Origin of the sequence: Sphingobacterium corticibacter, assembly GCF_003076635.1 — a bacterium.
Taxonomy (GTDB): domain Bacteria; phylum Bacteroidota; class Bacteroidia; order Sphingobacteriales; family Sphingobacteriaceae; genus Sphingobacterium; species Sphingobacterium corticibacter.
Genome location: NZ_QDKG01000004.1, coordinates 131,624 through 157,745, shown reverse-complemented (window position 1 = coordinate 157,745; position 26,122 = coordinate 131,624). Strand labels below are relative to the sequence as shown.

The window sequence follows — 26,122 nt, the reverse complement described above, 5'->3', positions numbered from 1 at the left end:
AATACATAGATACGCATGAGCACATATAACGAAGATAGTATACGATCACTGGATTGGAAAGAGCATATTAGGCTTCGCCCAGGGATGTACATCGGTAAGCTGGGCGACGGTTCGGCGTATGATGATGGCATCTATGTACTGCTAAAAGAGGTGATGGACAACTCCATCGATGAGTTTGTGATGGGCGCAGGCCGATCCATTGATATCACGGTGAATGAAAATAAAGTGTCTATTCGCGATTACGGTCGTGGTATTCCGATTGGTTCTGTCGTGGATGTGGTCTCCAAGATCAACACTGGAGGTAAATACGATAGTAAAGCTTTCCAAAAATCGGTCGGACTGAATGGTGTAGGTACCAAAGCGGTCAATGCGCTTTCTACACAGTTCACGGTACAATCTTACCGTCAGAACGTGACGCGGATTGCGCAATTTGCACAAGGCGAATTGGTGTCGGATGAGAAAAAGGATACCACACAACGCAATGGAACTGCGGTGACGTTTTATCCAGACAATAGCATCTTTAGAAACTACAAATACCGGATGGAATTTGTAGAAAACATGATCTGGAACTATGTTTTCTTGAATTCTGGCTTGACGATCAATTTCAACGGACAAAAGTTTGTTTCGGAGAATGGTTTGAAAGATCTGCTGGAGCGCAATATAGAAACCGAATCGATGCGCTACCCAATTATTCATCTCCGCGGAGAGGATATTGAGATCGCATTAACGCACGGCCAGCAATACGGTGAGGAATATTATTCCTTCGTTAATGGCCAACATACCACGCAAGGTGGTACGCACCAAGCAGCATTCCGCGAAGCGGTGGTCAAAACCATTCGGGAGTTTTACAAGAAAGATTACGATGCTTCGGATATTCGGGCTTCCATTATCGGTGCGATTGCCGTTAAGGTGCAGGAGCCGGTCTTTGAATCGCAAACCAAGACGAAGTTAGGTTCGCAAAATATCGGTCCTGATGGGCCAAGCGTGCGGACTTTCATCAATGATTTTCTGAAAAAAGCGCTGGACGATTATTTGCACCGCAATCCAGATACGGCTGATGCTTTGCAAAAAAGAATTTTGCAATCCGAGCGCGAGCGTAAGGATATCGCCGGAATCAAGAAATTGGCCAACGAACGCGCCAAAAAGGCTTCGGTGCACAATCGCAAATTGCGGGATTGTAAGCTGCATTTCTCCGACAAGCACGAACGCAATCTGGAAACCACCCTGTTTATTACCGAGGGAGATTCAGCCAGTGGTTCGATTACCAAATCGCGCGATGTGATGACGCAAGCGGTATTCAGCTTGAAGGGTAAACCGCTAAACTCGTATGGCATGTCTAAAAAGATTGTGTACGAGAATGAAGAGTTTAACTTGCTACAGCATGCGCTGAATATAGAAGAAGGTTTGGATGGCTTACGCTATAATAATATCGTCGTAGCTACCGATGCCGATGTGGATGGTATGCACATCCGCCTATTGTTGCTTACATTTTTCTTGCAGTTCTTCCCTGATTTGGTCAAAGCAGGGCATGTTTCGATTTTGCAAACGCCATTATTCCGTGTTCGTAATAAGAAAGAAACGATTTACTGTTACTCCGAAGAAGAGAAGCAACAAGCGATAAAAAAATTGGGAGCAAAGCCAGAGATTACCCGATTCAAAGGATTGGGAGAGATTTCTCCTTCCGAATTTGGCTTATTCATCGGTAAGGATATGCGCCTAGATCCAGTCATTCTTTCTAAGGAAAACAAGCTGTCGCACTTGTTGGAATACTATATGGGCAAGAATACGCCAGATCGACAAAAACACATCGTCAATAACTTGCGCGTGGAATTGGATACAGAAGATGTATTAACCCAAGTGGCCGGCTAGAAAGGATTGGACGGCGGCTATGCCGTTTTCCAAGCGTGCTTCACCTTGCCCAGATATCAGGCTATAGTTGGCGTTGAGCTGGCTGAGTTCTTTCTTCCAGACCTCCAAAAAATGCGGGCGTTGTTCTGGGAAATCGCGTAAAGGATCATCTTCCCATGGTAAGTCAATATCCATGAGCAAGTAAAAGTCGTATTTGCGAAGCTTGATTTCGTTCAATACTTCTTCGGGCGTATGGCCAAATAAGTGATCGCTCCAAATCTTAATAGTCATAATGGTGGTATCTGCTATCAATAGCCCGTTACTCGCTAAAGGTATCAGCGATTCTTCTAAAGCGACCTGCCCATAATACATGTTCACTTCGTCTTGCAGCGTATATTTATTGTCGAGGTTTTGGCAGTAATAGCGCGCGTATTCCGGCACGCATACGGTTTGGTAGCGCTCGGCTAATTTTTTAGCCATAGTGGATTTTCCCGTAGATTCTGGACCGACAACGGCTATTTTAAGAAGTGGGGTTTCGTGCATGTTCTAAAGTGTTCGCAGAGTAAGTTTTTTTCCAATCGCGGTATCCATTCCAAGCAATTCCAGCAAATATAACATATAAAACTGCGGTCATGGCCAGTTCCTTGTGCAGATACAATGGAATATAACACAGATTGACGGCGATCCAGATCGCCCAACTTTGTAGTATTTTGCGTGTCATGAGGAATTGAGCGACGAAACTCATGGCGGTACACATGCCATCGGCAAAAGGTACGTCGGTATCGGTCCAATATCGCAAGGTAAATCCCAAGCTTAATCCTAATACAACGATCGCTGCGATGGTGAGTGCTATGTATGTTAAGGAAAGAGAACTGATCGGTTTTTCGTCGGAAAGGTCGCGCTTACGCCAATAATACCAGCCGTAGATGGCGGTGAGCAGGAAGTAGATCTGTAGGATGCTATCGCCATACAAGCGATGTTGGTAAAATATAATGAGATAGCAACACACGCTCACGATGCTGATCGGCCAATTCCAAATATGCTGCTTCGCAGCCAAATAGACACAGGCTACACCAGTGACGGTTCCTATCCACTCCAGCTCTGAAGTACTCTTGAGCTGATGCAAAAAATCGAAAATAAGTTGCGGCATGCGTGTCTGAGTAAGCAGAAATAAAGATACGATTATCCCCGCAAAATCAGGCTTTGCATGAACCCTCGGTTTACTGTACGAGCTTGTTTGCGCAATTCGTACTAGCGAAGGATTCTGGTTTAGCCTTGAACATGAATCCCATTCCCATAATGTATCCCATAGCCTCTTTCAGCGCAGTATTCGATTGGAAATTTGGATTGGTGTTGATGTCCGCATGCACTTCCAGATCCACATGATACTGCTCTAATAGCGGACATACCTGATAGGCGATATCGATCGAATGCTGCACTTCGATCAGCATGCGCTCTTTAATAGACATGTTGTGTGTCTTTCGATCTTTGTGGATAAACATAAATCCACCTCGGTGCTCGCGTAGGAACACGATAACCGTCGCAAATTCGACGATGCCACGCTTTACTTGAGAGTCGGTGCCGATGTAGATCTTAAGTTTGTTTCCTAATTGATGCTCGCGGATGATGGTGTCTTCGACCGCTTGGAGGATGGGTACGTGGAGTGTTTCTCCATTGAATTTTTGCCAATTCATAGTTAAGAGATTACGTATCTCTAAATTTACGAACTTGTATCTTATTTATTATTAAGGATTTATTAATTTTTTACGATTTAACTTTTTCATCACACAGCTAATCCTTCGTGCCGTAAGACAGATCTCCAGCATCACCTAATCCGGGTACAATGTATGCTTTGCTCGTTAGTTCTTTGTCTAAATCTCCAATCCAAATCTTCGCTTCCGGTAGGAATGCGCGTACATGTTGCACGCCTTCTTCGGAAGCAATAACGGTAGCGATGTGCATTTCTTTGATATTGTAGTCAGCCAACAATTCTTTGCAACACAGTACCAAACTTTGGCCGGTGGCCAACATGGTATCGGCCACGATGACGATTTTATCATCCAGATTGGGCGTATTTTGGTATTTCTTGTGAATCTCAAATTCTCCACTTTTCTTCGTGTGGCGGTACGCGCCGATAAATCCACTATCTGCTTCGTCAAAAGCATTTAAAAAACCTTGATGAAACGGTAATCCGGCCCGAATAATGGTGAGGAGTACAGGTTGTTCGGACAGCACATTTGTTTCGGCCAAGCCCAAAGGCGTATCTACTTCGGCTGGCTGATAGGGCAGGACTTTGCTAATCTCGTAGGCCATCATTTCACCGATACGTTCCAGATTACGGCGAAAACGCATACGATCCTTCTGTATATCGGTATTTCTTAATTCTACCAAGTACTGGTTCACCAGACTATTTTGCTCTGTCAAGATCGTAATCATGTTTCTCCTGTTAGTTATGGTGCTAAACAAATAGAGGCTAGAATAGTTTACAAAAACCCTTTTTCCAACGCCTTGTTATTGTAAGAATAATCGCTTACATTGCTATCACATGAAATTCGAATTAACATCAGAATACCAACCTACCGGAGATCAACCGCAAGCGATTAAAGAGCTTGTTGCGGGCGTCAATGGCGGAGAAACTTATCAAACATTGTTGGGAGTGACTGGTTCCGGAAAAACGTTTACGGTAGCCAATGTGATCCAGCAAACGCAAAAGCCGACCTTGATCCTAAGTCACAACAAGACGCTGGCAGCGCAGTTGTATGGCGAGTTCAAGCAGTTTTTTCCGAATAATTCGGTGCAGTATTTTGTGAGTTATTACGATTATTATCAGCCAGAGGCTTTCATTGCTTCCACCAGTACCTATATCGAGAAGGATTTGCAGATCAACGAAGAAATCGAAAAGCTTCGTTTGGCCACGACCTCCGCTTTGATGTCTGGTCGACGGGATGTGATTGTCGTGTCGTCTGTATCTTGTATTTATGGTATGGGTAATCCAGAAGATTTCTCTCGATCCATCTTTCGTTTTGGCGTGGGAATGACCGTATCGCGCAATTCCTTTTTGCATCGCCTGGTGGAAATTCTTTATGCACGGACGACGAGCGATTTCAAGCGCGGAACATTTCGTGTGAAAGGCGATACGGTAGATGTGTACCCGGCGTATTTGGATACGGCTTATCGTATTTCTTTCTTTGGTGACGAGATCGAAGAGTTGAGCACCATTGATCCGATATCTGGCAGTACGTTGGAAAAGCACGAAGATTTAGCGCTTTTTCCAGCCAATTTATTCGTGACGCCGAAAGAGAAATTTACAGAGTCCATTTGGCAGATTCAAGAAGAATTAACACAACGAAAAGCCCAATTAGAGGCTGATGGACAATTGCTCGAGGCCAAACGTTTGGAAGAACGCGTGAACTACGATCTGGAGATGATGCGTGAATTAGGATATTGTTCGGGTATTGAGAATTATTCGCGTTTCTTCGATGGTCGTACTCCTGGTATGCGACCATTCTGTTTGCTCGATTATTTTCCAGAAGATTATTTATTGGTGATCGATGAAAGCCATGTGACGCTGCCGCAAGTACGTGCCATGTATGGTGGTGACCGGTCACGTAAGATTTCGCTCGTAGAGCATGGATTTCGTTTGCCCGCTGCGTTGGATAACCGACCGTTGAACTTTCCAGAATTTGAATCCTTGACCAATCAAACGCTGTATGTATCGGCTACGCCGGGTGATTATGAACTGCAACAAACGGAGGGCGTGGTGGTTGAGCAGGTGATTCGCCCTACAGGATTGTTGGATCCAGTAATCGAGGTTCGTCCGGCCGTCAATCAAGTCGATGATTTATTAGAAGAAGTTGATAAAACGATCAAAGAAGGAGGTCGTATCTTGGCTACGACGCTGACCAAGCGCATGGCTGAGGAGTTAACCAAATACATGAATCGCCTCAACATTAAAGTGCGTTACATTCACTCGGAAGTAAAGACATTAGAAAGGGTGGAAATCTTGCGTGGCTTGCGTTTGGGCGAGTTTGATGTGTTGGTCGGCGTGAATTTGTTGCGGGAAGGTTTGGATCTTCCAGAAGTAACCTTGGTGGCCATCTTGGATGCGGATAAAGAAGGTTTCTTACGCTCCGAAAGATCGTTGATTCAAACGATTGGTCGCGCTGCGCGGAATGATAAAGGCCGCGTAATTATGTATGCCGATCAGATGACACAGAGTATGAATGTCACGATTGAAGAAACCAATCGTCGTCGTGATAAGCAGATCGCCTACAATTTGAAGCATGGCATCACACCAAGAACGGTAGGAAAATCTCGTGAAGAAATTATAGAACAAACTTCTGTTGCTGATCTTAAAGTCGGTGAAGCAAAAGCTTATGTAGAGCCAGAAGTAGGCAGCATGGTCGCAGCAGATCCTTTAATCGAATACATGGGCGAGAAGGATTTGAGTAAAGCTATCGAGACGGTGCGCAAGCGCATGGAAAAAGCCGCCAAGAACATGGACTTCTTGGAAGCGGCAAAGCTGCGTGATGAAATGTTTAGCTTAGAAAATGCCTATAAAGAGCGCTTCGGATAATTTTATTCAGCAAGTCGATAGGTAGCTGCACATTTTGCCGTTTCCTCGACCTTACAAAGAATCAATTTGGTATTAGTGCCAGCCAATTGTGCTGGTCCTACTACCTCCACCAGATGTTGTGCGATATTTTCAGCAGTTGGGTTGAATGGCACGATGACTAAGCTTTCGCCGCTGAGCACTTGCAGTTGCGGTAGCAACTCATCTTGCTCCCAGATGAGAAACTTGTGATCATAATGTTCCTCCAACCACATGCAGAGTTTTTCTTTGATCACCGAGAAATCCAGTACGCGACCGATTTCATCCAGCTGCTCTCCAGCTACTACAAAGTGAATCCGGTAATTGTGCCCGTGTAAAAACCGACACTTGCCTTCGTGACCGACCACTCTATGGCCACAAGATATATCGTGATATCGCTCTGCTGTAATCATGCCGCAAAGATACAGAATTTTTGAACAGACAAATATAGGCTGATGCGGTTGTCTACCGAATAAGCCTAGTCGGGAAATCGCTCACTTTCTCCAAGGTCAATTGTTGCATCACCTGATAGAGTTGCGCTTTGAACATATTGATGGTATGATCCGCTCCTTCGTCGCCCAGTGCACCCACGCCATACATAAATGGCCGACCCATGAAATTAAATTCAGATCCCACCGCATGCGCTCTTCCTAGATCCACGCCCGAACGGATACCGCCATCCATCATGATTTTTACTTTACCTGTATATTTCGGGTTATTAGCTAGTTTTATGAGAGAAATCAACGAAGATTCACCCGCATCGATCTGACGACCGCCGTGGTTAGAAATAATGACGCCATCTACACCTAGGCTGATTGCACCTTCCATATCTTCTTCGCTCGCTACTCCCTTCAACACCAATGGTCCAGGCCACAGGTCACGGATGGCTTTTACTTTCTCCATATTCACCTTGCCGGTGAATGTTTTGTTCATGAATTGACCAAGCTGGCTAAGATCCAACCCTTTTTCCATGTAAGGTTTTAGGGTGGCGAAAGATGGAATACCATGTTGCAACGTTTTGATTCCCCATTCTGGACAAATCATCGCTTGGAATATATTTTCGATATTCATCTTTGGTGGCATGGATAGGCCACTTTTAATTTCGCGGTAGCGTAAACCGAAAGAAGGGACATCGATTAGCACGACCAAGACCGGACAAGACACTGATTTCAACCGATTGAGAATATCATCGCGTAAGCGATCTTCCGTCGGGTGATACAGTTGAAACCACGCTTTTCCATCCGATACTTCAGCAATGCGCTCAATACTCGAAGTAGATACGGTGCTCAACGTATATGGAATATCATGTTTTGCGGCAGCTTTTGCCAAAATTTCTGGCGCATTGGGCCACATCAATCCTTGCAATCCAATCGGCGAAATACCAAATGGCGCACTGTAGGTACGACCAAATAACTCGACGGACATATCGATCTCGCCGCCGGTTTTCAAATAATGCGGTTTCAGGTAGATATTGTCAAAATCCGACTCATTACGCTCCAGATTAAGCTCCTCGTTACAGCCTCCTTGCAGATAGTCGAAAGCAAATTTTGGAATACGCCATTTAGCACGGCGTTTTAAATCGGCTACAGAAGGATATTTTGGATTGTATGGGAAAAGTGGTTTCTTAATCATTGCCTGTATGCGTGAGTATTTTTACTGTGCACAAATTTACTATTATAACCGATAATTATATCGTCTAAATGCCAGATGAGTGAAAGAAAATCAGCGATATAAACCTGATATCATGGAAGGCGGAAGAAATCTAATAGCAAATCGGGGAATAGACCAAAGACTAGTAACAGCACTGTGAAAAACAGGGCAATTCCATAGATAGGACAGGAAATCCTGTTGCTTAAATCCATTATAGTACCAGAAGATGCTTGCCGAAGAAAACCGTAAAGCGGAATCTTGAGATAATAGAATAAAGATATGACCGAGGTCAGTACACCGACAATCAATAAATACAAATACAGCGATTGATCCAAGGTCTGATAGATGTCGAAGATTGAGGTAAAGACCAATAGTTTTCCAACAAAGCCTGCGGTTGGCGGAAGGCCAACGAGCGATATTCCGGCAAAGGTAAGCCCTGTGAACACGAGGGGAAAGCGCTTGCCCAAGCCAGCATAATCGGCTAGATAGGCAGATCCGGTTTGTTTTTCCAAGATCATGATGAAGCCAAAAACAGCTAAATTCATCAAGGTGTAGGTCGCCAAATAAAAGAACAGCACTTCGGGCTCATGATGTACGTAACTCAGTACCGCCAACAAGAGGAAGCCCGTATGCCCGACGGATGAATAGGCTAAAAGTCGTTTGATATTTTGCTGCCGCAATGCAACCAAATTACCAATCAGCATCGTGACGATAGCCACAAAACACAAGAAATGCAAAGTCACTTCTCCAAAATAAAATGGACTTGCCGTCCACGCTAATATCAGTCGACTAAATAATACAATGGCACCGACCTTTGGTACCGTGGCCAAGAAAGCTGTAATTGGAGTAGGAGCACCTTCATAGACATCGGGCGTCCAAACGTGAAAGGGCACGAAACCCAACTTAAAGCCAATGCCTACAAAGACGAAAAGCAGCGCTACGGTGCTCAATACCATTGGGGCAGCAATCAAGCCTTTCATCTGCGCGATGCTGCTGAAATCTAATGAACCGGTGAATCCATACAATAACGACAGTCCGTACAACATAAACGCGGCACAAGTAGATCCAAACAAGACGTATTTCATCGCCGCTTCGGACTCTTTTTTGTTTTGTGCAAAGTAGGCGACGAGTACGTAAGAACCAATAGACACCATTTCTACAGCAATAAATGCCATAATCCAATGCGTGGTCAAAGTCAATAAATGCAATCCCAAGGTCGTGGCTAACAAAATAGAGTAGATGTCACCCAAGCGTTTTTTTGGCAATTGGTAACTTCCATATTGCTGAATGTATAGACCAATAATGGTCACTGCAAACAGGATGATTAATCGCGCATACTGAGAAAAAGTATCGATACGCAGCATGTCGAAGAATACCGGTATGTTTTCTGTGTTTTGGGTGTACGTCAAGTAACCTGCAGCTAGTAATCCAATTAGGAAAACGCTAAAAGAGGCTTGTTTCCAATACCGATCAGCAAAAAGGCTGCAGAATATGGTGCCTATAAAAGCAATGCTTATCGCGATCTCGGGTCGGAAAGAACGAACCGAATCGATAATGTGATCAATGATAGGCGTAATCTGAGGAGCGAATTCATACATAGTTACGAAGGCCTATAGAAATGATGAAACCACAGAAACTAGACGCATCACACTTTCATTAAGCGGTGTAAATACCAAGGAAGGCATGATACCTAGAATAATAGCCAATGCTAAAGCTGGATACAAGATGGTTTGTTCGCGTACGGTCACGTCAGTCAATGCCGTCGCCCACTCCTCACCACCTTTAAATCGGGTTTGTCCGAAAAACATGCGCTGCAAAGTCCATAAGAAATAAACCGCACTCAGCAAGATACCGATTGAACCTCCAACGGCCATCCAACGCGGCAGTCCCGTTCCCACCGATTCGCTATTAAATGCGCCAATAATGACAAAGGCTTCGCCAATAAAAGCTGAAAAACCCGGAAGACCTAGCGAAGCGAAAAAAGCAATGGCCACAAACACGGTGTATCGTGGCATATGACTCGCCAAGCCGCGGAAATTGTAGATATTCCGATCATGCACGCGGTCATAGATCACGCCAACCAAAAAGAATAAGGCGGCCGATAGAAAACCGTGACTGATCATTTGGAACATCGCACCAGAAATACCTTCGGTCGTCAGTGTCGCGATACCCAGCAACACAAAACCCATGTGTGAAACGGAAGAGTAGGCAATCAAACGTTTAAGATCTTTTTGTGCCAACGCATTAAATGCGCCATACAAAATGGATATCACGCCGATTAATCCCAGCCACCAGTTGCTGAGCGCTGCCATATCTGGGAATATCCCAATACAGATGCGTAAAATACCGTATCCACCAACTTTCAATAGAATACCGGCTAATATAATGGAAACAGGAGTAGGAGCCTCTACGTGTGCATCGGGAAGCCAAGTGTGCAAGGGTACAATAGGAACTTTGATTGCGAAGGCGATAAATAAAATCGCAAAACCGATCAAGCGAGCTGGAATGCCAAATATTTCGTGAAAATTACGCACCCAGCCAAAGAATGATTCCTCCCCATAATTAGCCGGATTCATCATATGCAACATGTTGAACGTGTTCGCACCTGTCGCTGGATTGGTTACCGAGAAATACAAACCGACGATCACCAATAGCATAAACACCGAGCCCAAGAGCGTATAAATGAAAAACTTGACGGCGGCATATTCCCGTCTGACGCCACCCCAGATTCCGATTAGGAAATAAAGTGGCAAGAGCATCACCTCATAAAACACATAAAACAGGAAGAAGTCCAATGCGCAGAATACGCCCATCACTGCCGTATTCAAAAGCATCAGCAAAGCAAAATAACCTTTGACACTTTTCGTGATATTCCACGATGCGCCAATGGCCATCAGCATCACGACCGCACTTAGTACAATCAAGGGTAGCGACAAACCATCTAATCCTAAGAAATAGTCAATTTCCAACAACTTATCGGCACCGATCTGCAAACGAATCCACGATAACTGCTCTACATATTGGAAGCTATTGACATCATTGATGCCCGCTTGCGCGGTGTCAAAATGCACATACAGGTATCCGGTTAGCAGCAGTTGCCCAGCTGTCGCAGCTAAAGCCAAGTATTTCGCACTCCCTGCCGCAGATTTGGGCAGTAATAACATCACTAATGCCGCGAGTAAGGGTAGGAATATGAGTATAGATAAAAATCCCATGTTATCTTAAAACCAAATAAAGTATGCCAAATAAAACCATCGTAAACGCAAAACCCATATAGTTTTGTAAGCGTCCATTTTGCACCCAGCGTAGCAAATGACCAGCGTAATAACTCGTCTGTGCTACTAAATTAACTAATCCATCAACCAGATTACGATCTATCCATGCTGAAATGCGGCCAATCGCCCGTGTCACGCTAGCTGCTCCATTGGTCAATCCGTCTACGATATAATGATCAAACCAATATAATCCTCGTGAAAGATACAACGTACTGCGCACGATGATGAGCTGATAAAATTCGTTGATATAAGCTTGTTTCTGCACGTGCTGCACCCAAGCATTGTTTTCTTGAAAAGGATATTTTCCTTGTACGTACCAGCGGTAGCCAAGCCACCAGCCAATGGCAGAGCCTGTAATGAGTACGATGGGAATAAACATATGCAGCGAATCGATCGGTTGAAATCCAGTCAGTAAGGTCAAGCCCTGCATCAGGGCGGCGTTTTGGTGGGAAATTGGATTGAACGAGAAAACAAAGAAAAGCGAACACAAGCCAAGAAAAGCCATCGGGATCAACATCCCTTTCGGCGCTTCATGAAATACCGTAACCTTTTCATCGCTCCACAATTTGGGTTTTCCAAAAAACACTTTGAAAATCATTCGCCCGATGTAAAATGCCGTAAGAAAACTCACCACTACCAATACAACCGGAATAATAAGGTAAGCACCGCCACGCTCGACCGCCCATTCGAAAGCCGCGATGATGATCGAATCTTTGGATAAAAACCCCGAAGTGAGGGGGAATCCAGCTAAGGCTAGGGAAGCAATCACCATTAAGATGAATGTATATGGCATAAAGCGACGCAATCCGCCCATGTTGCGCATATCTTGTGGATCTACTTTTGCGGCAGCTGGAATCGCATGCGCCATCTCATGAATGATCGCTCCCGCACAAAGGAAAAGTAAACATTTAAAAAAGGCATGCGTCACCAAATGGAAGATCGCGGCATTCCAAGCGCCAATTCCGACGGCAACCACCATAAATCCAAGCTGTGATATGGTCGAAAAGGCCAATACTTTTTTGATATCCTGTTGCGCCAGCGCAAAGTACGATGCGGTAAGGGCGGTAATCGTGCCAATAATAGCGATGACTAAAAGTATACTTTCGTTGAACAATGGAAATACTGTAGCCAATAAAAATACTCCGGCCGCGACCATTGTTGCCGCGTGAATAAGTGACGATACCGAAGTTGGTCCTTCCATCGCATCAGGCAGCCAAACGTGCAATGGGAATTGTGCGGATTTGGCCATCGCTCCTACAAAAAAAGCGAGTCCAGCATAGCTCATCCATCGCTCGGTATGCCATAAAGGAATCTGTTCAAAAAGGGGGCTTTGCTTGCCAAATAGTTCGGACAAGTTTAACGTTCCCATGTGTGCATACACCAAGGCAATACCAATTAAGAAGCCGATATCACCAATTCGGTTCACGATAAATGCCTTTTTGTTGGCCTGTACAGCGGCATCCTTGGTAAACCAAAATCCGATGAGTAGGTAAGATGCAAAGCCTACCAATTCCCAAAATACGTACATCAATAATAAATTATTGGCTACGCAAAGCGCCAACATCGCAAAGCAAAAAAGGCTGAGATACATCCAATAACGGTGAATGCCCGGATCACCTTTCATGTATACGCGAGAATAAATATGTACTGGCAAGGCAATGATACAGACCAACAGTTGCATCAGCACCGTCAAGTTATTCAACAGAATGCCCGCTGAAAAAGTATGTTTTCCGACCGTAAACCAAGAAACGGAGGCTTCCACAGGCGCTTGTTGCCAAATAGGGAAAAAGACGAAAAAGGCACTTGCTGCGGTACTTAATAGAATAGCTAACAAACCTACGATGCCCGATTGATCTTGTTTGCCGCGCAAAGCTTGATAAAGAAATGCCGCTAATGGAAATAGCAGCACCGCTAAGCTGGCATATATGGGCGATATGTGTAGCAAATTCGTCATTAGTCGCGCAGATCGGTGATTTGGTCTGGATTAATGGTTTTATATTTTCGGTAGGTCATTAGTATAATCGACAAGCCTACAGCGACCGCCGCCGCAGCGAGCACAATCGCAAATAAGGCAAATACCTGTCCGCCGTAGTCCGCTTTATCATAGCGGCCGAAGGCTACCAAATTGAGAATGGCCGCATTGATCATGAGCTCAATACCGACCAAAATCATGATCGCGTTTCGTTTGGAGATCACGGCATACAAACCAATGCAGAAGATACAAGCACTTACTACTAAGAAATGTGTAATCGGAATCACGCTTCATCCCCCTTCCTGGCAATATGCGCTGCACCGATCAAGGTCATCATCAGAAAGATCGAAATAATCTCGAAAGGCAGTATATAGCGTGACATGAACATCATGCCCAGCTGATTGATATTGTTATCTCGCGAAAGGATAATCTGTCCTGTTCTTATATTCTGTTCCATCCAAGCTGGCGAATACGCTTGATCCCACTGCCATATGCCGTAGCTCATCAAACCCAAAAAGCCGAGTGAAAGTGCGAGCGATTGCCAGTTGGGTAATGTGATGAAGGATCCGGAAAGATCCTGCAGATCGCTCAACAATTCTTTGTTGCTCAACATAAAGGCAAAGATCATCAAAATCAGTACGCCACCTACATATACCAGCACTTGCGTAATAGCGACAAAATCTGCTAATGCAAAGAGATACAATCCCGCCATGGCAAATAGCACAATAAAAAATAAGAAAAGCGCACGAGCCGTATTTTTGAGACTCACGACCAACAAGGCGCTGGTAATCGCTAAGAAAGCAAAAGCGTAAAAAAGAAATAAGTCCATTATTTTTTAGATTTTGCCGCCTCCTTCTCAGCTTGAAAACGTGTCCATTCTTCCTTTCGTTGTACGATCTCTTGATCTGTCATTTCGCCAAAGCCGTAAATCAAATCCGTTAATTTGGTGGTGGTGCGGTCGTATTGATCGGTCATGGTAATACATTCCGTAGGGCATACCACCGTACATAATCCACAGTACATGCATTTGGCCATGTCAATCTCAAATTTCTCGGCGTACAATCTTTTTACGCTGCCATCCGAGGTTTTACCAATCGCCTCCGGCGATTTGATCGATTCAATGGCAATACAATCTACCGGACAAGCCTTAGCACAAAGATCGCAGACAATACAATCGTCCATTTCTACGTCCAACTGATAGCGCGCAACTTCTGGAATAGGAATCTTTTGTTTCGGAAACTGAATGGTGACCGTACCCTCTTGTTTATCGAAATAACCATCTTCGCGGATATCCAGGTTTTCTCTTTTTTTGCCAGCGGCAAAAAAGTGTCTCACCGTCAGAAGTAATCCTTTGACAGCAGTCTTTAATCCATATAGAGTAGTTTTTAAGATCACAGGCACATTTTAAATTATACCATCACCAATATACGCCACAATCCCGAAATGGCCATGCCAACAAAAGCAGCCGGAATTAAAATCTTCCAGCACAAGTTCATCAATTGGTCGGCGCGGAATCGCGGTAACGTCCAACGAATCCACATTTGGACGCCCACTATAAGGGTTGATTTAAAGATTGTCCAGAAAATACCCCAATACAAACCCGTAGTCCAAGTCGCCAATTGCAAGGCACCAATGTTGGGCAACGGCGTATTCCATGCGCCTAGAAAAAGCACGACGCCTAGCATCGATACCAAAAACATCATCGCATATTCGGCCAAGAACACGAAAGCAAAGCGAATACCACCGTACTCCGTGTGGAAACCGCCAATTAATTCACTTTCCGCTTCTGGAATGTCGAAAGGCGCACGATTACATTCGGCCAAAGTAGCAATGAAGAAAATAACGTAGACAAATAGGAGGTGGGGCGCTTGAAAAACATGCCAAGCCAAAACACCACCAATCTCATTCACATTCCAAATGCCCAAAAATTTAATATCCTGCGTCGCCAAAATACCTTGATTGAAGGCGATATCGTTAAGATTCAAGGTTTGCGACAGCATCACCACTGCGATAAGGGAAAGTCCGATTGGAATTTCGTAAGATAGCATCTGCGCAATCGCGCGTATGGAGCCTAACAAGGAATATTTATTATTCGAACCCCAACCCGCCATCAAAATGCCCAGTGCATCAATGGAAATCACAGCCATAATGAAAAATAAGCCCGTGTTTGTATTCGCTGGCGCAAAACCCGGTGCCCAAGGTATTACACTGAAACCAATGTAAACCGCTATAAAAATCACAATTGGAGCGAGCGCGAACAAGATCCTATCGGCTACCGTCGGTGTGATGAATTCTTTTTGTAAAAGTTTTAGAATATCAGCAATGGTTTGCAAAGATCCATGCTTACCCGTTTCCATTGGCCCAAGTCTATCCTGAACAAAACCCGCGATTTTGCGTTCTGCATATACGGCAAACAACGTAAAGCCAGCGATAAATAGGAATATCGCTATGGGCGGGATGATATGAGCTAGAATTTCTTGCAACTGTTTTAGAACAATTCTTAATTGTATACAAACTTAGCAAAAACGCTTCGATAAAGTCGTGTAAATGTCGATAGATATTGTCGTTTTTATGTAGCAATGTTATCAGATTCTTCGTATCTTTTCGTGAAAAAAAAGAAACAATTATGAAATATTATTTTTGGACTGCCTTAATGTTGGCAAGTGTACTACTCATGGCTTGTAGTTTATTTAAGAAAAGTGAATCCGATAAGTCTGTGAGCAAATTGGAAAACGTTACTTGGAGAATAGCGGAATTAGAAGGAAAAGCAGTTCCTGCCGAGATCGGGGATAGAGTGCCTTCCTTAACATTTACGTCCGCTGAAAAGCGTTACAGTGCGGTAACTGGTTGTAATGGAATTGGCGGTGAGTACAAGCTAGAGAAAGATAACAAACTGACTTTTTCTAGAGGAATGTCTACTCAGATGTGGTGCGAGAATATGGATGTGGAGAAAGGATTAGGTAAGATTATTCCTTTGGTAAAAAGTTACGAAATCCAAAATGATCGCTTAGAATTGAAAGATGAAGCGTCTAAGGTATTAGCAATATTTGTATTGATGCCCTAATTAGGGCATCAATACATTATCATGTTAGTCTACTATTTTGAGAACTTTAATCTCAAAAATCAGCGGCGAGTTTGCTGGAATCCTCGGGTTATTGCTGTTCTTATAAGCGTAATATGATGGGGTAATAATTCGTATGGTGTCGCCCGGCTGTAGACCGCGTGCAATCAATCCCAGATGTTTTTGATTTCCTATAGCACGTGGGAAAAAGGTAATTTGCCATGCTGGAATAACATTATTCAGACGGGTAGTAAAACCTTCGGCTGTTTGGTTTTTATCGACTTCCGTGCCATTCAGCAATTGAAGTCTGTAGTTTACTGTAATGTTAGGAATGATCTGCGTGCCATTTTGATTGAATTTGTAATTAAATGTAGCTGTTTCGGCGGTATCTAATAATTCATACCAAATCCCGGTACTATCCTCAATAGCATCAGGATATTCTCTCGCTGCAAAAGCTTTGATCGTTTGTTTCTCCAAAGCTAATTGCGCTTCCGCGTCAAAAGGTTCTAAATTCATATTATCGGAAGAGCACGAGAATAATAGCGCTGCACATGCTACTAGCAACGTCGTTGCTAAATTAAAAAATTTCATAGAAGATGTTTGTTTTACTTATTATCCGGTAAACGTACAAAATGGTATTCTGCTACAGAATACCATTTTGTTTTTTTGTATTTCGTAAGGGAGAAATTATCCCTTTAAGAGATCAATTGATTGTGATCATCTGGGAACACTAAGGCTGGTTCATGTTGCTTTGCTTCTTCATGAGTCATCCAAGCATAAGAAATAATAATAACTACGTCGCCAACTTGTACCAATCGCGCTGCTGCGCCATTTAGACAAACCGTACCAGAGCCGCGGGCGCCTTTGATCACATAAGTCTCAAAACGAGCACCATTATTATTATTTACAATCTGCACCTTCTCATTGGCTATAATATTAGCCGCATCCATTAGATCTTCATCAATAGTGATACTGCCGACATAATTCAATTCGGCTTGCGTCACCTTTGCTCGGTGGATCTTGGATTTCATCACTTCGATCATCATGGCGCAAAGTTACGGCTTTTTTCGATAGTGTTGAAATAGGAAGCCGCTTGTGAATTCTTCTATTTACACTGTATTGACGAAAACAAAACAGGATTACTACAGGAGCATATTGTCGATCAGCCGCACACCTTCTAACCATGCCGCAACAAGCACCACATAATCTTTGTTAGGATCTATATTGGTGCTAATTTCCAATGTAGTGGTTTCGCAAATCGCTAGATATTCCAATTCTAATCCGTCTACATCATGGAGCAATGCAGTTGCTTCCGCGATCAGCGTGTTCACGTCTTTTTCTCGTGAATAGTGCTGGATATGGCGCAATGCCTTAGATATAGCATATGCCTTTTCTATTCCGGTAGGCGAAAGGCGGGCATTGCGGGAGCTTAATGCTAGTCCATGTGCGTCGCGAAGTGTCGGTACGATATGTAGTTTTACACTTAAAGCCTTTTCTGCAATCATGCGTTGGATCACCATGACCTGCTGAAAATCTTTCTGACCAAAAAAAGCAATATCCGGATTCACCAATTGAAATAATTTGTACACAATTTGCGTCACCCCTTGGAAATGACCAGGGCGATGTTCGCCTTCCCAGATTTGGTCGAGATTGCCTAAATCGATCTCCCAATGTGGGTCATTTTCTGGGTACATGACGTTTACTTCTGGCAAGAATAAAATATCGCAATTTGCTGCCGTTAACAATGCTTTGTCATGCTCAATCGGGCGTGGGTATTTTTCTAAATCTTTGGGATCGTTGAATTGCGTGGGATTGACGAAAATGCTACATACAACCACATCTGTCGCAGCTTTTGCTGCTTGTATCAATGAAATATGTCCGTCGTGCAATGCGCCCATGGTCGGTACAAAGCCAATCTTTTTATGTTGTTGCTGGAGGGTTGCTAAATGTTGCTTTAGTGCGCTTGCCGTAACGAAAATTTCCACGTGTGTATTGGATAAAATAGCCCGCTAAGGTGCGGATTATTTTTGGTAATATAAAACCATGAGTAGCAATAGATTGGTAGAAATGATAAAATTTCGTATCTTTGTAAACCGATTTTATTTATCAAAACAAAAAAAGTAAGTGGAGATGGCAAAAACGAAAATACTGTTTGTAACCCATGAAATGTCGCCTTTCCTCGAAATAAGCAAAATTTCTGAAATCACACGCCAATTACCCCAAGCAATGCAAGAACGCGGATTCGAAATCCGTATCCTAATGCCACGCTTCGGATGTATCAATGAGCGCAGAAATAGGCTTCACGAGGTTATTCGTCTATCAGGTATGAACATCGTAGTGGATGGGAATGATAATCCCTTGATTATTAAAGTGGCATCTTTGCCAGCAGCACGTATGCAGGTGTATTTCTTGGATAATGAAGATTATTTCCAAAGAAAGAAGATTTTCCGCGATGACAAGGGCGAATTTTTTAACGATAACAACGAGCGCGCTTTGTTTTTCGGCAAAGGTGCGATCGAAACCGTTAAGAAATTAGGATGGTCTCCTGATGTCATTCATTGCCACGGCTGGTTTTCTGCGATGATTCCTGCTTACATCAAAAATGTATATAATCAGGATCCGGCATTTAAGGATACGAAGATTATCTACTCTTTGTACGAAGAGGATTTTCAATCCGGAGATACTTTGACGTCCAAATTAGGAGAGATGGCTGGTCAATCGGATTTATCTGCAGAAGATGCGGGTAAATATGGCGATGGATCGCAAACAGATCTATACAAAGGAGCGCTTGCATTTACCGATGTGGTGATTAACGCTGGTTTGCCTGAAGATCATGCGATTCTGCAGCACGTGCAGGAGCAAGGTATTCGCTTACACGCTACACAAGGTGATGAGGATTATGAAGCATTTGCATCATTATACGATGAGTTTGTAGGTGAGGAAATAGTGGCTTAATTATTTTTGATTAAGGCTTTAGTACCCGCAAAGTATATTATTGAAAGCAAAGACGAATTCGTCTTTGCTTTTTTTTTGTGCCATCTAACCACTTCATTGCACACCCGAGGCACGAGGGTGGGGCAATTTGGTGTACGGTTTTTGATCCCATTCTTAGGTTAATAATGAGTCGGAGTACTACAGACTTCCTGAGCGCTATCAACTATATCAACTTCCTGAACCTTATCAACCTTCCAATAAAACAAACAAGCTCAGCACCTTTTTGGTACTGAGCTCATTTATCTTTAAGATTAAGGTGTTAGGCCTTATTTCTTTGCATCATTTTTAGCTGCAGTAATTTCGTTACGAATGTCCTGAGCTAAAGTTTTGATTTCTTGTAGTCCTTTACGTACACGTGTTCCAGCAGCGGCGTTGCCATTGTTGAAGAACTTGTCAGCGTCACCTTCGATTGAAGCAAGAAGGTCTTTTAGTTGATTGAAATTTTTCATGTTTGAATACAATAATAAATAATTAATATAAAAGTCGTTTTTTATCTAGATGTGATCCTAAGATAGGATAAATATACAAAAGGTTCTATTAAAAAGTAATTTTTTAGTTTTTTTATCAATGTGCCTTTAGGACCTGTTAATCTACAATTGTCAGCTCGTTAATAATGTTTTTCGCGCCAGCATATTTATCAATGATAAATAACACATAGCGTATATCAACAGATATAGTACGTTGCAATTTGGGGTCAAATATCACATCTCCCGCCATTGCTTCAATATTACCGTCAAATGCAATGCCAATTAATTCACCTTTTGCATTTAAAACAGGAGATCCGGAGTTTCCACCAGTAATATCTTGGTCGCTAAGGAAGTTAACAGGCAAGTGTCCTGCCTTATCTGCGTAGCGTCCATAGTCCTTGTTTTTTTCTAACTCTATCAATTTTTCTGAAAGATCAAACTCCTCATCTCCAGGTATATACTTCGCAATTGTGCCTGTTAATGTGGTGTAGTTATTCACCTTAGCATCATTACGTTTATCTTTAGGAAGGGCACGAATACTACCATAAGTTAAGCGTAAAGTAGAATTTGCATCAGGATAATATTTTCCTTTTGGATCCATCTCCAAAACGCCTTTCACATACAGACGTTGCGCTGTTTGGAACGCATCTTTCTCTTTTTCGAGCTCTGGAGAGGTCTCGCGATACTTCTGCATTAAGGCAGATGATAGTTGAAACAAGGGATCATTTTCTACCGTTGCGGCGTCAGGATTATCTAAGAAAGTATGAAGACTTTCCATCGATTTGAAAAGACTTTTTTCCACGGCAGCGTCAATATCTGCTGAAAAATTACCTTGATTTTTGCTGGCCATTGTCGCAAAATAAGGAGCAACATCGCCTGCTTTGGCTGTATACAAGTTCAATTCGCTCGCTAATACATCTTTCTCCAACGGCAAGTACATCTTCTCGTAGTTATTTGTGATGTAGGCTTCCAAGCGAGGACGCATTTCTTGGCGCTTGGCTTCATTCTCTTGACTGTATTGGATCAATCCATTCCCTAATGAAGAAGGAATAGCCGCTAAAGACGAAGAACGTAATAATCCAGTCAGGTAATTATCATGGCGCGCTTTTGCATTCGTAGCTGCATAGTATGCGTTAATTGTAGGCAATACTTGGCCATACAATTCTTTATTTTCTGGACGATTTGCCCATTTTTGAAAACGTTTTTCTTGCTTACGTTTGGTAGCCGCAGTGCCATGTTTGGTCAATGCATCGATCATACCTTGACGATTTTTCCAGTAATTGGCTACGCCAGAATATGTAGACGCATAGTTTAATTTAACCTCTTGATGCTGATCCATGTGTTTTTTCATGGCATCCATACCTGCTTTTGAGGCTTCCACCCAAGCCGGATACGCAAATTTCACGTTTTGATCAATGCCGGCCGCATTCATCCATCTATTGGTTCTGCCAGGGTAACCTAAAATCATCGAGAAGTCGCCTTCTTTGATTCCTTTAATGCTAATTGGCAACGAGTATTTTGGTTTTAAAGGTACGTTTTCTGTAGAGTATGCTGCTGGATTACCGTCTTTATCGCCATATACACGAAAAACCGAGAAATCTCCGGTGTGGCGTGGCCATTCCCAGTTATCCGTGTCGCCACCAAACTTCCCAATGCTGTTGGGAGGCGTACCTACTAATCGGACATCAGTATAGTCTTGGTATACGAAATAGTAATATTCATTGCCATTGTAAAAAGGGCGTACGGATACCACATATTTACCACCTTCGCTGTTTTCTTGTTCGATCTTTGCGATTTCTTTGTTGATGATTTGCTCGCGCTCTTTCTCGCTCATGCTATTGTTCACCAAACCTAAGATACGTTTTGAAACATCATCCATGCGTACAAAGAAACGTACGTAAAGCGATTTCGGCTTTAATTCCTCTTGGTAGTTTTGTGCCCAAAAGCCATTCGTTAAGTAATCTTTCTCTGGCGTAGATAGCTCCGCGATCGCGCCATAACCACAGTGGTGATTCGTGAATACTAGACCTGTCTTAGACACAATCTCTGCCGTACAGCCGCCATTGAATTGTACAATGGCATCTTTAATGCTCGAGTTGTTGATGCTGTAAATTTCTTCTGCGGTTAGCTGTAGTCCTTTTTTCTGCATGTCGGCTTCATTTAGCCTTTTGAGGTGCATCAAAAACCACATTCCTTCGTCTGCCCAAGCAGCAAGGCTTACTACGGATAGCAGTAAGATAAACGTTATTCTTTTCATGTATGTTGTGTTTATATAGTGTTGACAAAATTCGCGCAAATAATCCTGAAAACAAAACCCATTGATATGACTATGCGGTGAGCATCCTATTCTACGGGTTGTCATAGGTTTTACTATCTTTGTACGATGGCATCTTTTGAAGATTTTAAACTCAACAGACAACTGTTGAACGCAATTGCGGAGGCAGGATATACTGTGCCTACCGAGATTCAGCAAAAGGCGATTACGCCTTTGCTGTCAGGACAAGATGTTATGGGGATTGCCCAAACGGGCACCGGAAAAACAGCGGCATTTGTATTGCCGTTGTTAATGGCATTAAAATACGCCCAAGGCGATCATCCGCGAGCGCTGATCTTATCGCCAACCAGAGAACTGGCGATGCAGATTGAAGAGCAAATTCGTCTTTTTTCTACTTACCTCGATCTGCGTACGGTATTATTATATGGCGGTTTAGGGCCGAAAACACAAAAAGAGCAATTAGAGAAAGGGTGTGACATTATCGTCGCGACACCGGGTCGTTTCCTAGATCTTTATCTTTCCCAGCATATCCAGACCAAAATGATTAAATTTTTGGTGATGGACGAAGCCGATAAGATGATGGACATGGGATTCATCGGTAAAATTCACCGCATTCTAGAAGTGTTACCTCGAAAACGGCAAAATATGCTTTTTTCGGCGACCATGAGTGAGCTGGTGCGCAAAATAGCCGGCGATTTTCTAGCCTTTCCAACGGTGATTGAAGTCACAGAACAAGCAACACCCGCATCTACTGTCACGCAGGTGCTATATAAAGCTCCTAACCTAAGAACGAAGCTTAATTTACTACAGGTTTTATTTAAAGACGACGAAGCTTTTCACCGAGTGATCGTTTTCTGCAAAACCAAGACCGTAGCGGACAATATTTTCGTGTACCTCGATCGCAAATATAGTTCGGATGAAGTGCGTGTTATCCATGCCAACAAAGGACAAAATACACGCATAAACTCAATCAATGCTTTTAAAGAAGGTGATGTACGTATTCTTGTCGCAACGGATGTGGCGGCGCGCGGTTTGGATGTTTCCAATGTGAGTCATGTCATCAACTTTGATGTACCTATTGTAATCGAAGATTATGTACACCGCATTGGCCGTACGGGAAGAGCGTTTAATAATGGTGATGCGATTACATTCTGCAATCCGGCCGAAGAATATTACGTCAAGAAAATCGAGAAGCTCATTAGGCAGTCCATTCCAGTACTGGAACTGCCTGAAGGTGTGATTGTGGAGCCAACGGGATTTGATGAAAGGCAAGCTATTGCGCGCGAGATTGATATGCAGATGCGTAAGGAAAATCCAGACTTCAAAGGAGCATTTCACGAGAAAAAATTCACCCCGAAACCAAAGAAGTCTAAGTCTGGCAGCGGCGGCAACAAACGAAGCTCTAAAAAAACCGCAAAACGTCGATGAGATTGTCTCCGCTAAATATCGTACTAGCATGCATCTTAGTATGGGCTATCTCCGAATTAGGAGAGGAAGGCAAAGCGCTGTTCTCTTGGGGCTGGCTTATCTTATTAGTCATTGTGGTGCTGGTGGTTGATATTTTGTGTAGACTGTGGGCGCGCGATACGCAAAAGCTATGGTGGATGCAGATTACGTTTATTCTATTTACGGCGGTATGTGCCGTGCTTATCAAAATCCTATAATGAATACCCATGAGTTTTTGGGGTTGATATAAAAACACGTTTATAATTTTAGTAAGAAGAGATATGAAGAAAGCAGAGATAAAACTCAATGTAGAGTTAGACGATAAAAATGTTCCGGAAGTCATCCGTTGGTCTTCCTCTGATGGTGAAACATCAGACGAGATGGTATCTAAAGCGATGTTCTTAGCGCTTTGGGATGCGCAATACAAGAATTCATTGCGTATTGACTTGTGGACCAAAGATATGCCGTACGATGAGATGAAGCGTTTCTTTTACGAAACGGTGCAAACATTGGGCGATTCCTTTTTACGCGCTTCTGGCGGTGATCCAATGGCAGAGAAAGTAATCGGAGATTTGCGCGACTACTGTGCTCATTTTGCGGAGAAGATGGAAGTATTAGAGCAGCAAAGCTAAGCCATCCACTTTTAAACGATTAAATCATTCCTTGCATATGAATTACTTTTTAGTGAAGTCCGAACCTTTCAAATACAGTTGGGATCAGTTTAATGAAGACGGTCAAACTTTTTGGGATGGTGTGCGCAATTATCAAGCGCGCAATAACATGAAAGCCATGAAGAAAGGCGATCTAGTGCTTTTCTATCATAGCAATGAAGGCAAGGAAGTAGTCGGTATGGCCAAGGTCGTGAAAGAGTTCTATCAAGATCCTACGACGGATGATGAGAAATGGGTGGTCGTAGATTTGGCACCTGTACAATCTTTTGAACGGCCAGTCACGCTAGAAGCGATCAAAGCAGATAAAATGTTGGAAGATGTGGCTTTGGTAAGGCAAGGCCGCTTGTCGGTGATGCCGCTAAAGCAAGCAGAATTTGACCGTATTGTGGAAATGGGGAATAGCTAAGCGTTAGCTATTCTCCTTTTTGAAATAACTTGATCAGATCTTGCAATACTTCTGCGTTCTCTGGTTTTAGTTTTCCTGATAAGATCAAACGCAGTTCCCTTCTTTGCAATGCGGAGGTATATAATGCTTTTTCGCCTTCGGTTTCAGGAATAAGCATCGGCACTGCTTTTGGCTTACCATCTTCATCCAATGCTACGAAAGTATAATACGCCTCATTGGATTTTTCCATTGTACCTTTCGGGAGATTTTGTGCAAAAACTTCCATACGCACTTCCAAAGAACTATTAAATGCACGGGTAACTTGTGCTTTAATGGTCACGACTTCACCTAGCTTGACCGATCTTCTGAAAGAAACATTGTCTACCGATGCCGTAACGACCACATTGTTGCAGTGTTTCTGTGCGGCCATTGCCGAGCAGATATCCATCCAGTACAATAATTTTCCACCCATCAGGTTGCCAAAGGTGTTGGTATCATTCGGGAGTACCAATTCGTTCATCTCCGTATAGGAGTGATTGGCTGTTTTTGCTTGTTGCATGGTCATTATTCGTTAAATACTGTTTAATTCTTCCTCGATCCGCTCCAAGGATGTACGAAATAGGGTAGGCGTATAGCCAAGTTCACGTTTGGCTTTATCTAAGATAAAACCTGTTTTTCGAGGTCGATTTTTGTCTTGACCAATTTCCTGCGCTGTGATCGGTGTGATCAGCGACGGATCCAACTTCCAATAATCGGCTACTTCGCGTACGATTTCTTCCACAGAAAACATCTCGTCACCACTGATATGGTAAATACCATTCGCCTGTTTCTTTGCCGCCAGATGGCAGGCTTCGACTAAATCTTCTACCCAAGTGGGCATGCGCCATTGATCGGATACCACCCGAATAGCTTCCTGCTTAGATAAGGCTTCTTTTGCCCAAATCACCAGATTACGTGCAGTGCTGCCTTTATTGGGTGTGCCATACACTAAGATGGTTCGAAGAATCGCATGTCGGCAACCCGAATCGTGTAAGACCTTTTCCGCATCAACTTTACTTTGTCCATAGGCATTGCAGGCAGATGTAGTATCGGTTTCCGTGTAAGGTCCGTTCTGTCCGTCGAACACGAAGTCAGTCGAGAGAAAGGTAAGGTGAATATCTTGCTTGTGTGCCACAGCGGCCAACTCGCGCACGATATCTACATTCACCGTTTGACATTGCCTAGGATCTTTTTCGCAGACATCCACACTGCTGATTGCGGCCGTATGGATAATATGAGTCGGTCGGAAACTGGCTATGGCCTCCAATAATGGTTTAGGATCGCTAAAATCTACCTGTAAGAAATCGTGTGGAGTATCTTGACTAATACGATCTGCTGAACCGGAAGTGCACAATAGACTGTAGCCTGATTCGGCTGCTAATCGCTTGACTAACTTTTGTCCGAGAAATCCATTAGAACCGGTAATGAGTACGCGCATAGCGAATGTA

At 43.3% G+C, this 26,122-nt stretch carries 28 protein-coding genes; 8 read left to right on the top strand and 20 right to left on the bottom strand.

Features of this window, described 5'->3' with window-relative positions:
- Nucleotides 1-15 precede the first annotated feature (15 nt).
- Nucleotides 16-1,869: a DNA topoisomerase IV subunit B gene (locus tag DC487_RS11965; protein WP_116776208.1), complete on the top strand. Its 1,854-nt coding sequence runs from the start codon at nucleotides 16-18 to the stop codon at nucleotides 1,867-1,869.
- Here the strand turns inward: DC487_RS11965 and DC487_RS11960 are convergent.
- The 4 genes from DC487_RS11960 to upp all read right to left on the bottom strand — a co-directional run bounded on the left by DC487_RS11960 (nucleotide 1,849) and on the right by upp (nucleotide 4,284).
- A complete protein-coding gene (locus DC487_RS11960) occupies nucleotides 1,849-2,391 on the bottom strand; it encodes an AAA family ATPase (protein WP_116776207.1) in 543 nt (180 codons plus the stop codon). The genes DC487_RS11965 and DC487_RS11960 overlap by 21 nt on opposite strands.
- Nucleotides 2,369-2,998, bottom strand: a complete 630-nt coding sequence (gene pnuC / locus DC487_RS11955) for a nicotinamide riboside transporter PnuC (protein ID WP_116776206.1) — start codon at nucleotides 2,996-2,998, stop codon at nucleotides 2,369-2,371. Before pnuC ends, DC487_RS11960 begins: the two co-directional genes overlap by 23 nt.
- 70 nt (nucleotides 2,999-3,068) lie before the next feature.
- On the bottom strand, nucleotides 3,069-3,542 hold the full coding sequence (locus tag DC487_RS11950; RefSeq protein ID WP_116776205.1) for a ribonuclease H-like YkuK family protein: 474 nt from the start codon (nucleotides 3,540-3,542) through the stop codon (nucleotides 3,069-3,071).
- Nucleotides 3,543-3,639: 97 nt separating this feature from the next.
- Nucleotides 3,640-4,284 carry a uracil phosphoribosyltransferase gene (gene upp, locus DC487_RS11945; RefSeq protein ID WP_116776204.1) on the bottom strand — a complete coding sequence of 215 codons (645 nt, stop codon included), beginning with the start codon at nucleotides 4,282-4,284 and terminating at the stop codon, nucleotides 3,640-3,642.
- Between the two features lie 109 nt (nucleotides 4,285-4,393).
- Between upp and uvrB the strand changes: the two genes are divergently transcribed.
- Nucleotides 4,394-6,424 (top strand): excinuclease ABC subunit UvrB, encoded by a 2,031-nt coding sequence (gene uvrB / locus DC487_RS11940; protein ID WP_116776203.1) that lies wholly within the window; start codon nucleotides 4,394-4,396, stop codon nucleotides 6,422-6,424.
- 2 nt (nucleotides 6,425-6,426) lie between these two features.
- Here uvrB and DC487_RS11935 read toward each other — a convergent pair whose 3' ends face one another.
- The 9 genes from DC487_RS11935 to DC487_RS11895 all read right to left on the bottom strand — a co-directional run bounded on the left by DC487_RS11935 (nucleotide 6,427) and on the right by DC487_RS11895 (nucleotide 15,819).
- Nucleotides 6,427-6,852 carry a 6-pyruvoyl trahydropterin synthase family protein gene (locus DC487_RS11935; RefSeq protein ID WP_116776202.1) on the bottom strand — a complete coding sequence of 142 codons (426 nt, stop codon included), beginning with the start codon at nucleotides 6,850-6,852 and terminating at the stop codon, nucleotides 6,427-6,429.
- Between the two features lie 52 nt (nucleotides 6,853-6,904).
- On the bottom strand, nucleotides 6,905-8,071 hold the full coding sequence (locus DC487_RS11930) for an alpha-hydroxy acid oxidase (RefSeq protein WP_116776201.1): 1,167 nt from the start codon (nucleotides 8,069-8,071) through the stop codon (nucleotides 6,905-6,907).
- 110 nt (nucleotides 8,072-8,181) lie between these two features.
- Entirely contained in the window at nucleotides 8,182-9,687 is a 1,506-nt protein-coding gene (locus tag DC487_RS11925) for an NADH-quinone oxidoreductase subunit N (RefSeq protein WP_116776200.1), read from the bottom strand.
- Between the two features lie 12 nt (nucleotides 9,688-9,699).
- Entirely contained in the window at nucleotides 9,700-11,304 is a 1,605-nt protein-coding gene (locus DC487_RS11920; protein ID WP_116776199.1) for a complex I subunit 4 family protein, read from the bottom strand.
- A 1-nt stretch (nucleotide 11,305) separates the two neighbouring features.
- Nucleotides 11,306-13,318, bottom strand: a complete 2,013-nt coding sequence (gene nuoL, locus DC487_RS11915; protein WP_116776198.1) for an NADH-quinone oxidoreductase subunit L — start codon at nucleotides 13,316-13,318, stop codon at nucleotides 11,306-11,308.
- Complete coding sequence (gene nuoK / locus DC487_RS11910; protein WP_116776197.1) at nucleotides 13,318-13,623, bottom strand: NADH-quinone oxidoreductase subunit NuoK; 306 nt, start codon at nucleotides 13,621-13,623, stop codon at nucleotides 13,318-13,320. Before nuoK ends, nuoL begins: the two co-directional genes overlap by 1 nt.
- Entirely contained in the window at nucleotides 13,620-14,165 is a 546-nt protein-coding gene (locus tag DC487_RS11905; RefSeq protein ID WP_116776196.1) for an NADH-quinone oxidoreductase subunit J family protein, read from the bottom strand. Before DC487_RS11905 ends, nuoK begins: the two co-directional genes overlap by 4 nt.
- Nucleotides 14,165-14,728 (bottom strand): 4Fe-4S binding protein, encoded by a 564-nt coding sequence (locus DC487_RS11900; RefSeq protein WP_116776368.1) that lies wholly within the window; start codon nucleotides 14,726-14,728, stop codon nucleotides 14,165-14,167. The genes DC487_RS11905 and DC487_RS11900 overlap by 1 nt, the downstream gene beginning before the upstream one ends.
- A gap of 17 nt (nucleotides 14,729-14,745) precedes the next feature.
- Nucleotides 14,746-15,819, bottom strand: coding sequence for a complex I subunit 1/NuoH family protein (locus DC487_RS11895; RefSeq protein WP_116776195.1), 1,074 nt, complete (start codon nucleotides 15,817-15,819; stop codon nucleotides 14,746-14,748).
- Between the two features lie 143 nt (nucleotides 15,820-15,962).
- Here DC487_RS11895 and DC487_RS11890 point away from each other — a divergent pair, with 143 nt between their 5' ends.
- The gene (locus DC487_RS11890; RefSeq protein WP_116776194.1) at nucleotides 15,963-16,400 is read left to right on the top strand and encodes an META domain-containing protein; all 438 of its coding nucleotides are present in this window, start codon (nucleotides 15,963-15,965) and stop codon (nucleotides 16,398-16,400) included.
- Between the two features lie 24 nt (nucleotides 16,401-16,424).
- Here the strand turns inward: DC487_RS11890 and DC487_RS11885 are convergent, their stop codons facing one another.
- The 3 genes from DC487_RS11885 to panC form a co-directional block, all read right to left on the bottom strand.
- Nucleotides 16,425-16,988 carry an FKBP-type peptidyl-prolyl cis-trans isomerase gene (locus tag DC487_RS11885; RefSeq protein ID WP_116776193.1) on the bottom strand — a complete coding sequence of 188 codons (564 nt, stop codon included), beginning with the start codon at nucleotides 16,986-16,988 and terminating at the stop codon, nucleotides 16,425-16,427.
- Nucleotides 16,989-17,092: 104 nt separating this feature from the next.
- Nucleotides 17,093-17,443: an aspartate 1-decarboxylase gene (gene panD, locus DC487_RS11880; RefSeq protein ID WP_116776192.1), complete on the bottom strand. Its 351-nt coding sequence runs from the start codon at nucleotides 17,441-17,443 to the stop codon at nucleotides 17,093-17,095.
- A 96-nt stretch (nucleotides 17,444-17,539) separates the two neighbouring features.
- Entirely contained in the window at nucleotides 17,540-18,382 is an 843-nt protein-coding gene (gene panC, locus DC487_RS11875; protein WP_116776191.1) for a pantoate--beta-alanine ligase, read from the bottom strand.
- 145 nt (nucleotides 18,383-18,527) lie between these two features.
- On the opposite strand from panC, the gene DC487_RS11870 reads away from it, so the two are divergent.
- The gene (locus DC487_RS11870; RefSeq protein ID WP_116776190.1) at nucleotides 18,528-19,352 is read left to right on the top strand and encodes a glycogen/starch synthase; all 825 of its coding nucleotides are present in this window, start codon (nucleotides 18,528-18,530) and stop codon (nucleotides 19,350-19,352) included.
- 305 nt (nucleotides 19,353-19,657) lie between these two features.
- On the opposite strand, the gene DC487_RS11865 is transcribed toward DC487_RS11870, so the two are convergent.
- Together DC487_RS11865 and DC487_RS11860 are read right to left on the bottom strand one after the other, a co-directional pair.
- Nucleotides 19,658-19,840 carry a histone H1 gene (locus tag DC487_RS11865; protein WP_116776189.1) on the bottom strand — a complete coding sequence of 61 codons (183 nt, stop codon included), beginning with the start codon at nucleotides 19,838-19,840 and terminating at the stop codon, nucleotides 19,658-19,660.
- 136 nt (nucleotides 19,841-19,976) lie between these two features.
- Nucleotides 19,977-22,115 carry a S46 family peptidase gene (locus tag DC487_RS11860; RefSeq protein ID WP_116776188.1) on the bottom strand — a complete coding sequence of 713 codons (2,139 nt, stop codon included), beginning with the start codon at nucleotides 22,113-22,115 and terminating at the stop codon, nucleotides 19,977-19,979.
- Between the two features lie 126 nt (nucleotides 22,116-22,241).
- Between DC487_RS11860 and DC487_RS11855 the strand changes: the two genes are divergently transcribed.
- The 4 genes from DC487_RS11855 (at nucleotide 22,242) to DC487_RS11840 (ending at nucleotide 24,656) form a co-directional block, all read left to right on the top strand.
- Nucleotides 22,242-23,561, top strand: coding sequence for a DEAD/DEAH box helicase (locus tag DC487_RS11855; RefSeq protein ID WP_116776187.1), 1,320 nt, complete (start codon nucleotides 22,242-22,244; stop codon nucleotides 23,559-23,561).
- Nucleotides 23,558-23,797, top strand: coding sequence for a hypothetical protein (locus DC487_RS11850; protein WP_116776186.1), 240 nt, complete (start codon nucleotides 23,558-23,560; stop codon nucleotides 23,795-23,797). Before DC487_RS11855 ends, DC487_RS11850 begins: the two co-directional genes overlap by 4 nt.
- Before the next feature lie 63 nt (nucleotides 23,798-23,860).
- Complete coding sequence (gene gldC, locus DC487_RS11845) at nucleotides 23,861-24,211, top strand: gliding motility protein GldC (RefSeq protein WP_116776185.1); 351 nt, start codon at nucleotides 23,861-23,863, stop codon at nucleotides 24,209-24,211.
- Nucleotides 24,212-24,248: 37 nt separating this feature from the next.
- Nucleotides 24,249-24,656 carry an EVE domain-containing protein gene (locus DC487_RS11840; RefSeq protein WP_116776184.1) on the top strand — a complete coding sequence of 136 codons (408 nt, stop codon included), beginning with the start codon at nucleotides 24,249-24,251 and terminating at the stop codon, nucleotides 24,654-24,656.
- A 7-nt stretch (nucleotides 24,657-24,663) separates the two neighbouring features.
- On the opposite strand, the gene DC487_RS11835 is transcribed toward DC487_RS11840, so the two are convergent.
- Nucleotides 24,664-25,194: an acyl-CoA thioesterase gene (locus tag DC487_RS11835; protein WP_394341838.1), complete on the bottom strand. Its 531-nt coding sequence runs from the start codon at nucleotides 25,192-25,194 to the stop codon at nucleotides 24,664-24,666.
- Between the two features lie 12 nt (nucleotides 25,195-25,206).
- On the bottom strand, nucleotides 25,207-26,112 hold the full coding sequence (locus DC487_RS11830; RefSeq protein ID WP_116776182.1) for an SDR family oxidoreductase: 906 nt from the start codon (nucleotides 26,110-26,112) through the stop codon (nucleotides 25,207-25,209).
- Nucleotides 26,113-26,122: the final 10 nt, after the last annotated feature.

What these genes read in the sequence shown, in the direction of transcription:
- DC487_RS11860 (WP_116776188.1), bottom strand. Translation starts at nt 22,115, where the DNA reads ATGAAAAGAATAACGTTTATCTTACTGCTATCCGTAGTAAGCCTTGCT.
- DC487_RS11870 (WP_116776190.1), top strand. Translation starts at nt 18,528, where the DNA reads ATGGCAAAAACGAAAATACTGTTTGTAACCCATGAAATGTCGCCTTTC.
- nuoL (WP_116776198.1), bottom strand. Translation starts at nt 13,318, where the DNA reads ATGACGAATTTGCTACACATATCGCCCATATATGCCAGCTTAGCGGTG.
- upp (WP_116776204.1), bottom strand. Translation starts at nt 4,284, where the DNA reads ATGATTACGATCTTGACAGAGCAAAATAGTCTGGTGAACCAGTACTTG.
- gldC (WP_116776185.1), top strand. Translation starts at nt 23,861, where the DNA reads ATGAAGAAAGCAGAGATAAAACTCAATGTAGAGTTAGACGATAAAAAT.
- DC487_RS11950 (WP_116776205.1), bottom strand. Translation starts at nt 3,542, where the DNA reads ATGAATTGGCAAAAATTCAATGGAGAAACACTCCACGTACCCATCCTC.
- DC487_RS11965 (WP_116776208.1), top strand. Translation starts at nt 16, where the DNA reads ATGAGCACATATAACGAAGATAGTATACGATCACTGGATTGGAAAGAG.
- DC487_RS11840 (WP_116776184.1), top strand. Translation starts at nt 24,249, where the DNA reads ATGAATTACTTTTTAGTGAAGTCCGAACCTTTCAAATACAGTTGGGAT.
- DC487_RS11920 (WP_116776199.1), bottom strand. Translation starts at nt 11,304, where the DNA reads ATGGGATTTTTATCTATACTCATATTCCTACCCTTACTCGCGGCATTA.
- DC487_RS11865 (WP_116776189.1), bottom strand. Translation starts at nt 19,840, where the DNA reads ATGAAAAATTTCAATCAACTAAAAGACCTTCTTGCTTCAATCGAAGGT.
- DC487_RS11855 (WP_116776187.1), top strand. Translation starts at nt 22,242, where the DNA reads ATGGCATCTTTTGAAGATTTTAAACTCAACAGACAACTGTTGAACGCA.
- uvrB (WP_116776203.1), top strand. Translation starts at nt 4,394, where the DNA reads ATGAAATTCGAATTAACATCAGAATACCAACCTACCGGAGATCAACCG.
- DC487_RS11935 (WP_116776202.1), bottom strand. Translation starts at nt 6,852, where the DNA reads ATGATTACAGCAGAGCGATATCACGATATATCTTGTGGCCATAGAGTG.
- DC487_RS11885 (WP_116776193.1), bottom strand. Translation starts at nt 16,988, where the DNA reads ATGAAATTTTTTAATTTAGCAACGACGTTGCTAGTAGCATGTGCAGCG.
- DC487_RS11960 (WP_116776207.1), bottom strand. Translation starts at nt 2,391, where the DNA reads ATGCACGAAACCCCACTTCTTAAAATAGCCGTTGTCGGTCCAGAATCT.
- DC487_RS11830 (WP_116776182.1), bottom strand. Translation starts at nt 26,112, where the DNA reads ATGCGCGTACTCATTACCGGTTCTAATGGATTTCTCGGACAAAAGTTA.
- DC487_RS11890 (WP_116776194.1), top strand. Translation starts at nt 15,963, where the DNA reads ATGAAATATTATTTTTGGACTGCCTTAATGTTGGCAAGTGTACTACTC.
- DC487_RS11925 (WP_116776200.1), bottom strand. Translation starts at nt 9,687, where the DNA reads ATGTATGAATTCGCTCCTCAGATTACGCCTATCATTGATCACATTATC.
- DC487_RS11930 (WP_116776201.1), bottom strand. Translation starts at nt 8,071, where the DNA reads ATGATTAAGAAACCACTTTTCCCATACAATCCAAAATATCCTTCTGTA.
- pnuC (WP_116776206.1), bottom strand. Translation starts at nt 2,998, where the DNA reads ATGCCGCAACTTATTTTCGATTTTTTGCATCAGCTCAAGAGTACTTCA.
- DC487_RS11850 (WP_116776186.1), top strand. Translation starts at nt 23,558, where the DNA reads ATGAGATTGTCTCCGCTAAATATCGTACTAGCATGCATCTTAGTATGG.
- panD (WP_116776192.1), bottom strand. Translation starts at nt 17,443, where the DNA reads ATGATGATCGAAGTGATGAAATCCAAGATCCACCGAGCAAAGGTGACG.
- DC487_RS11905 (WP_116776196.1), bottom strand. Translation starts at nt 14,165, where the DNA reads ATGGACTTATTTCTTTTTTACGCTTTTGCTTTCTTAGCGATTACCAGC.
- DC487_RS11835 (WP_394341838.1), bottom strand. Translation starts at nt 25,194, where the DNA reads ATGCAACAAGCAAAAACAGCCAATCACTCCTATACGGAGATGAACGAA.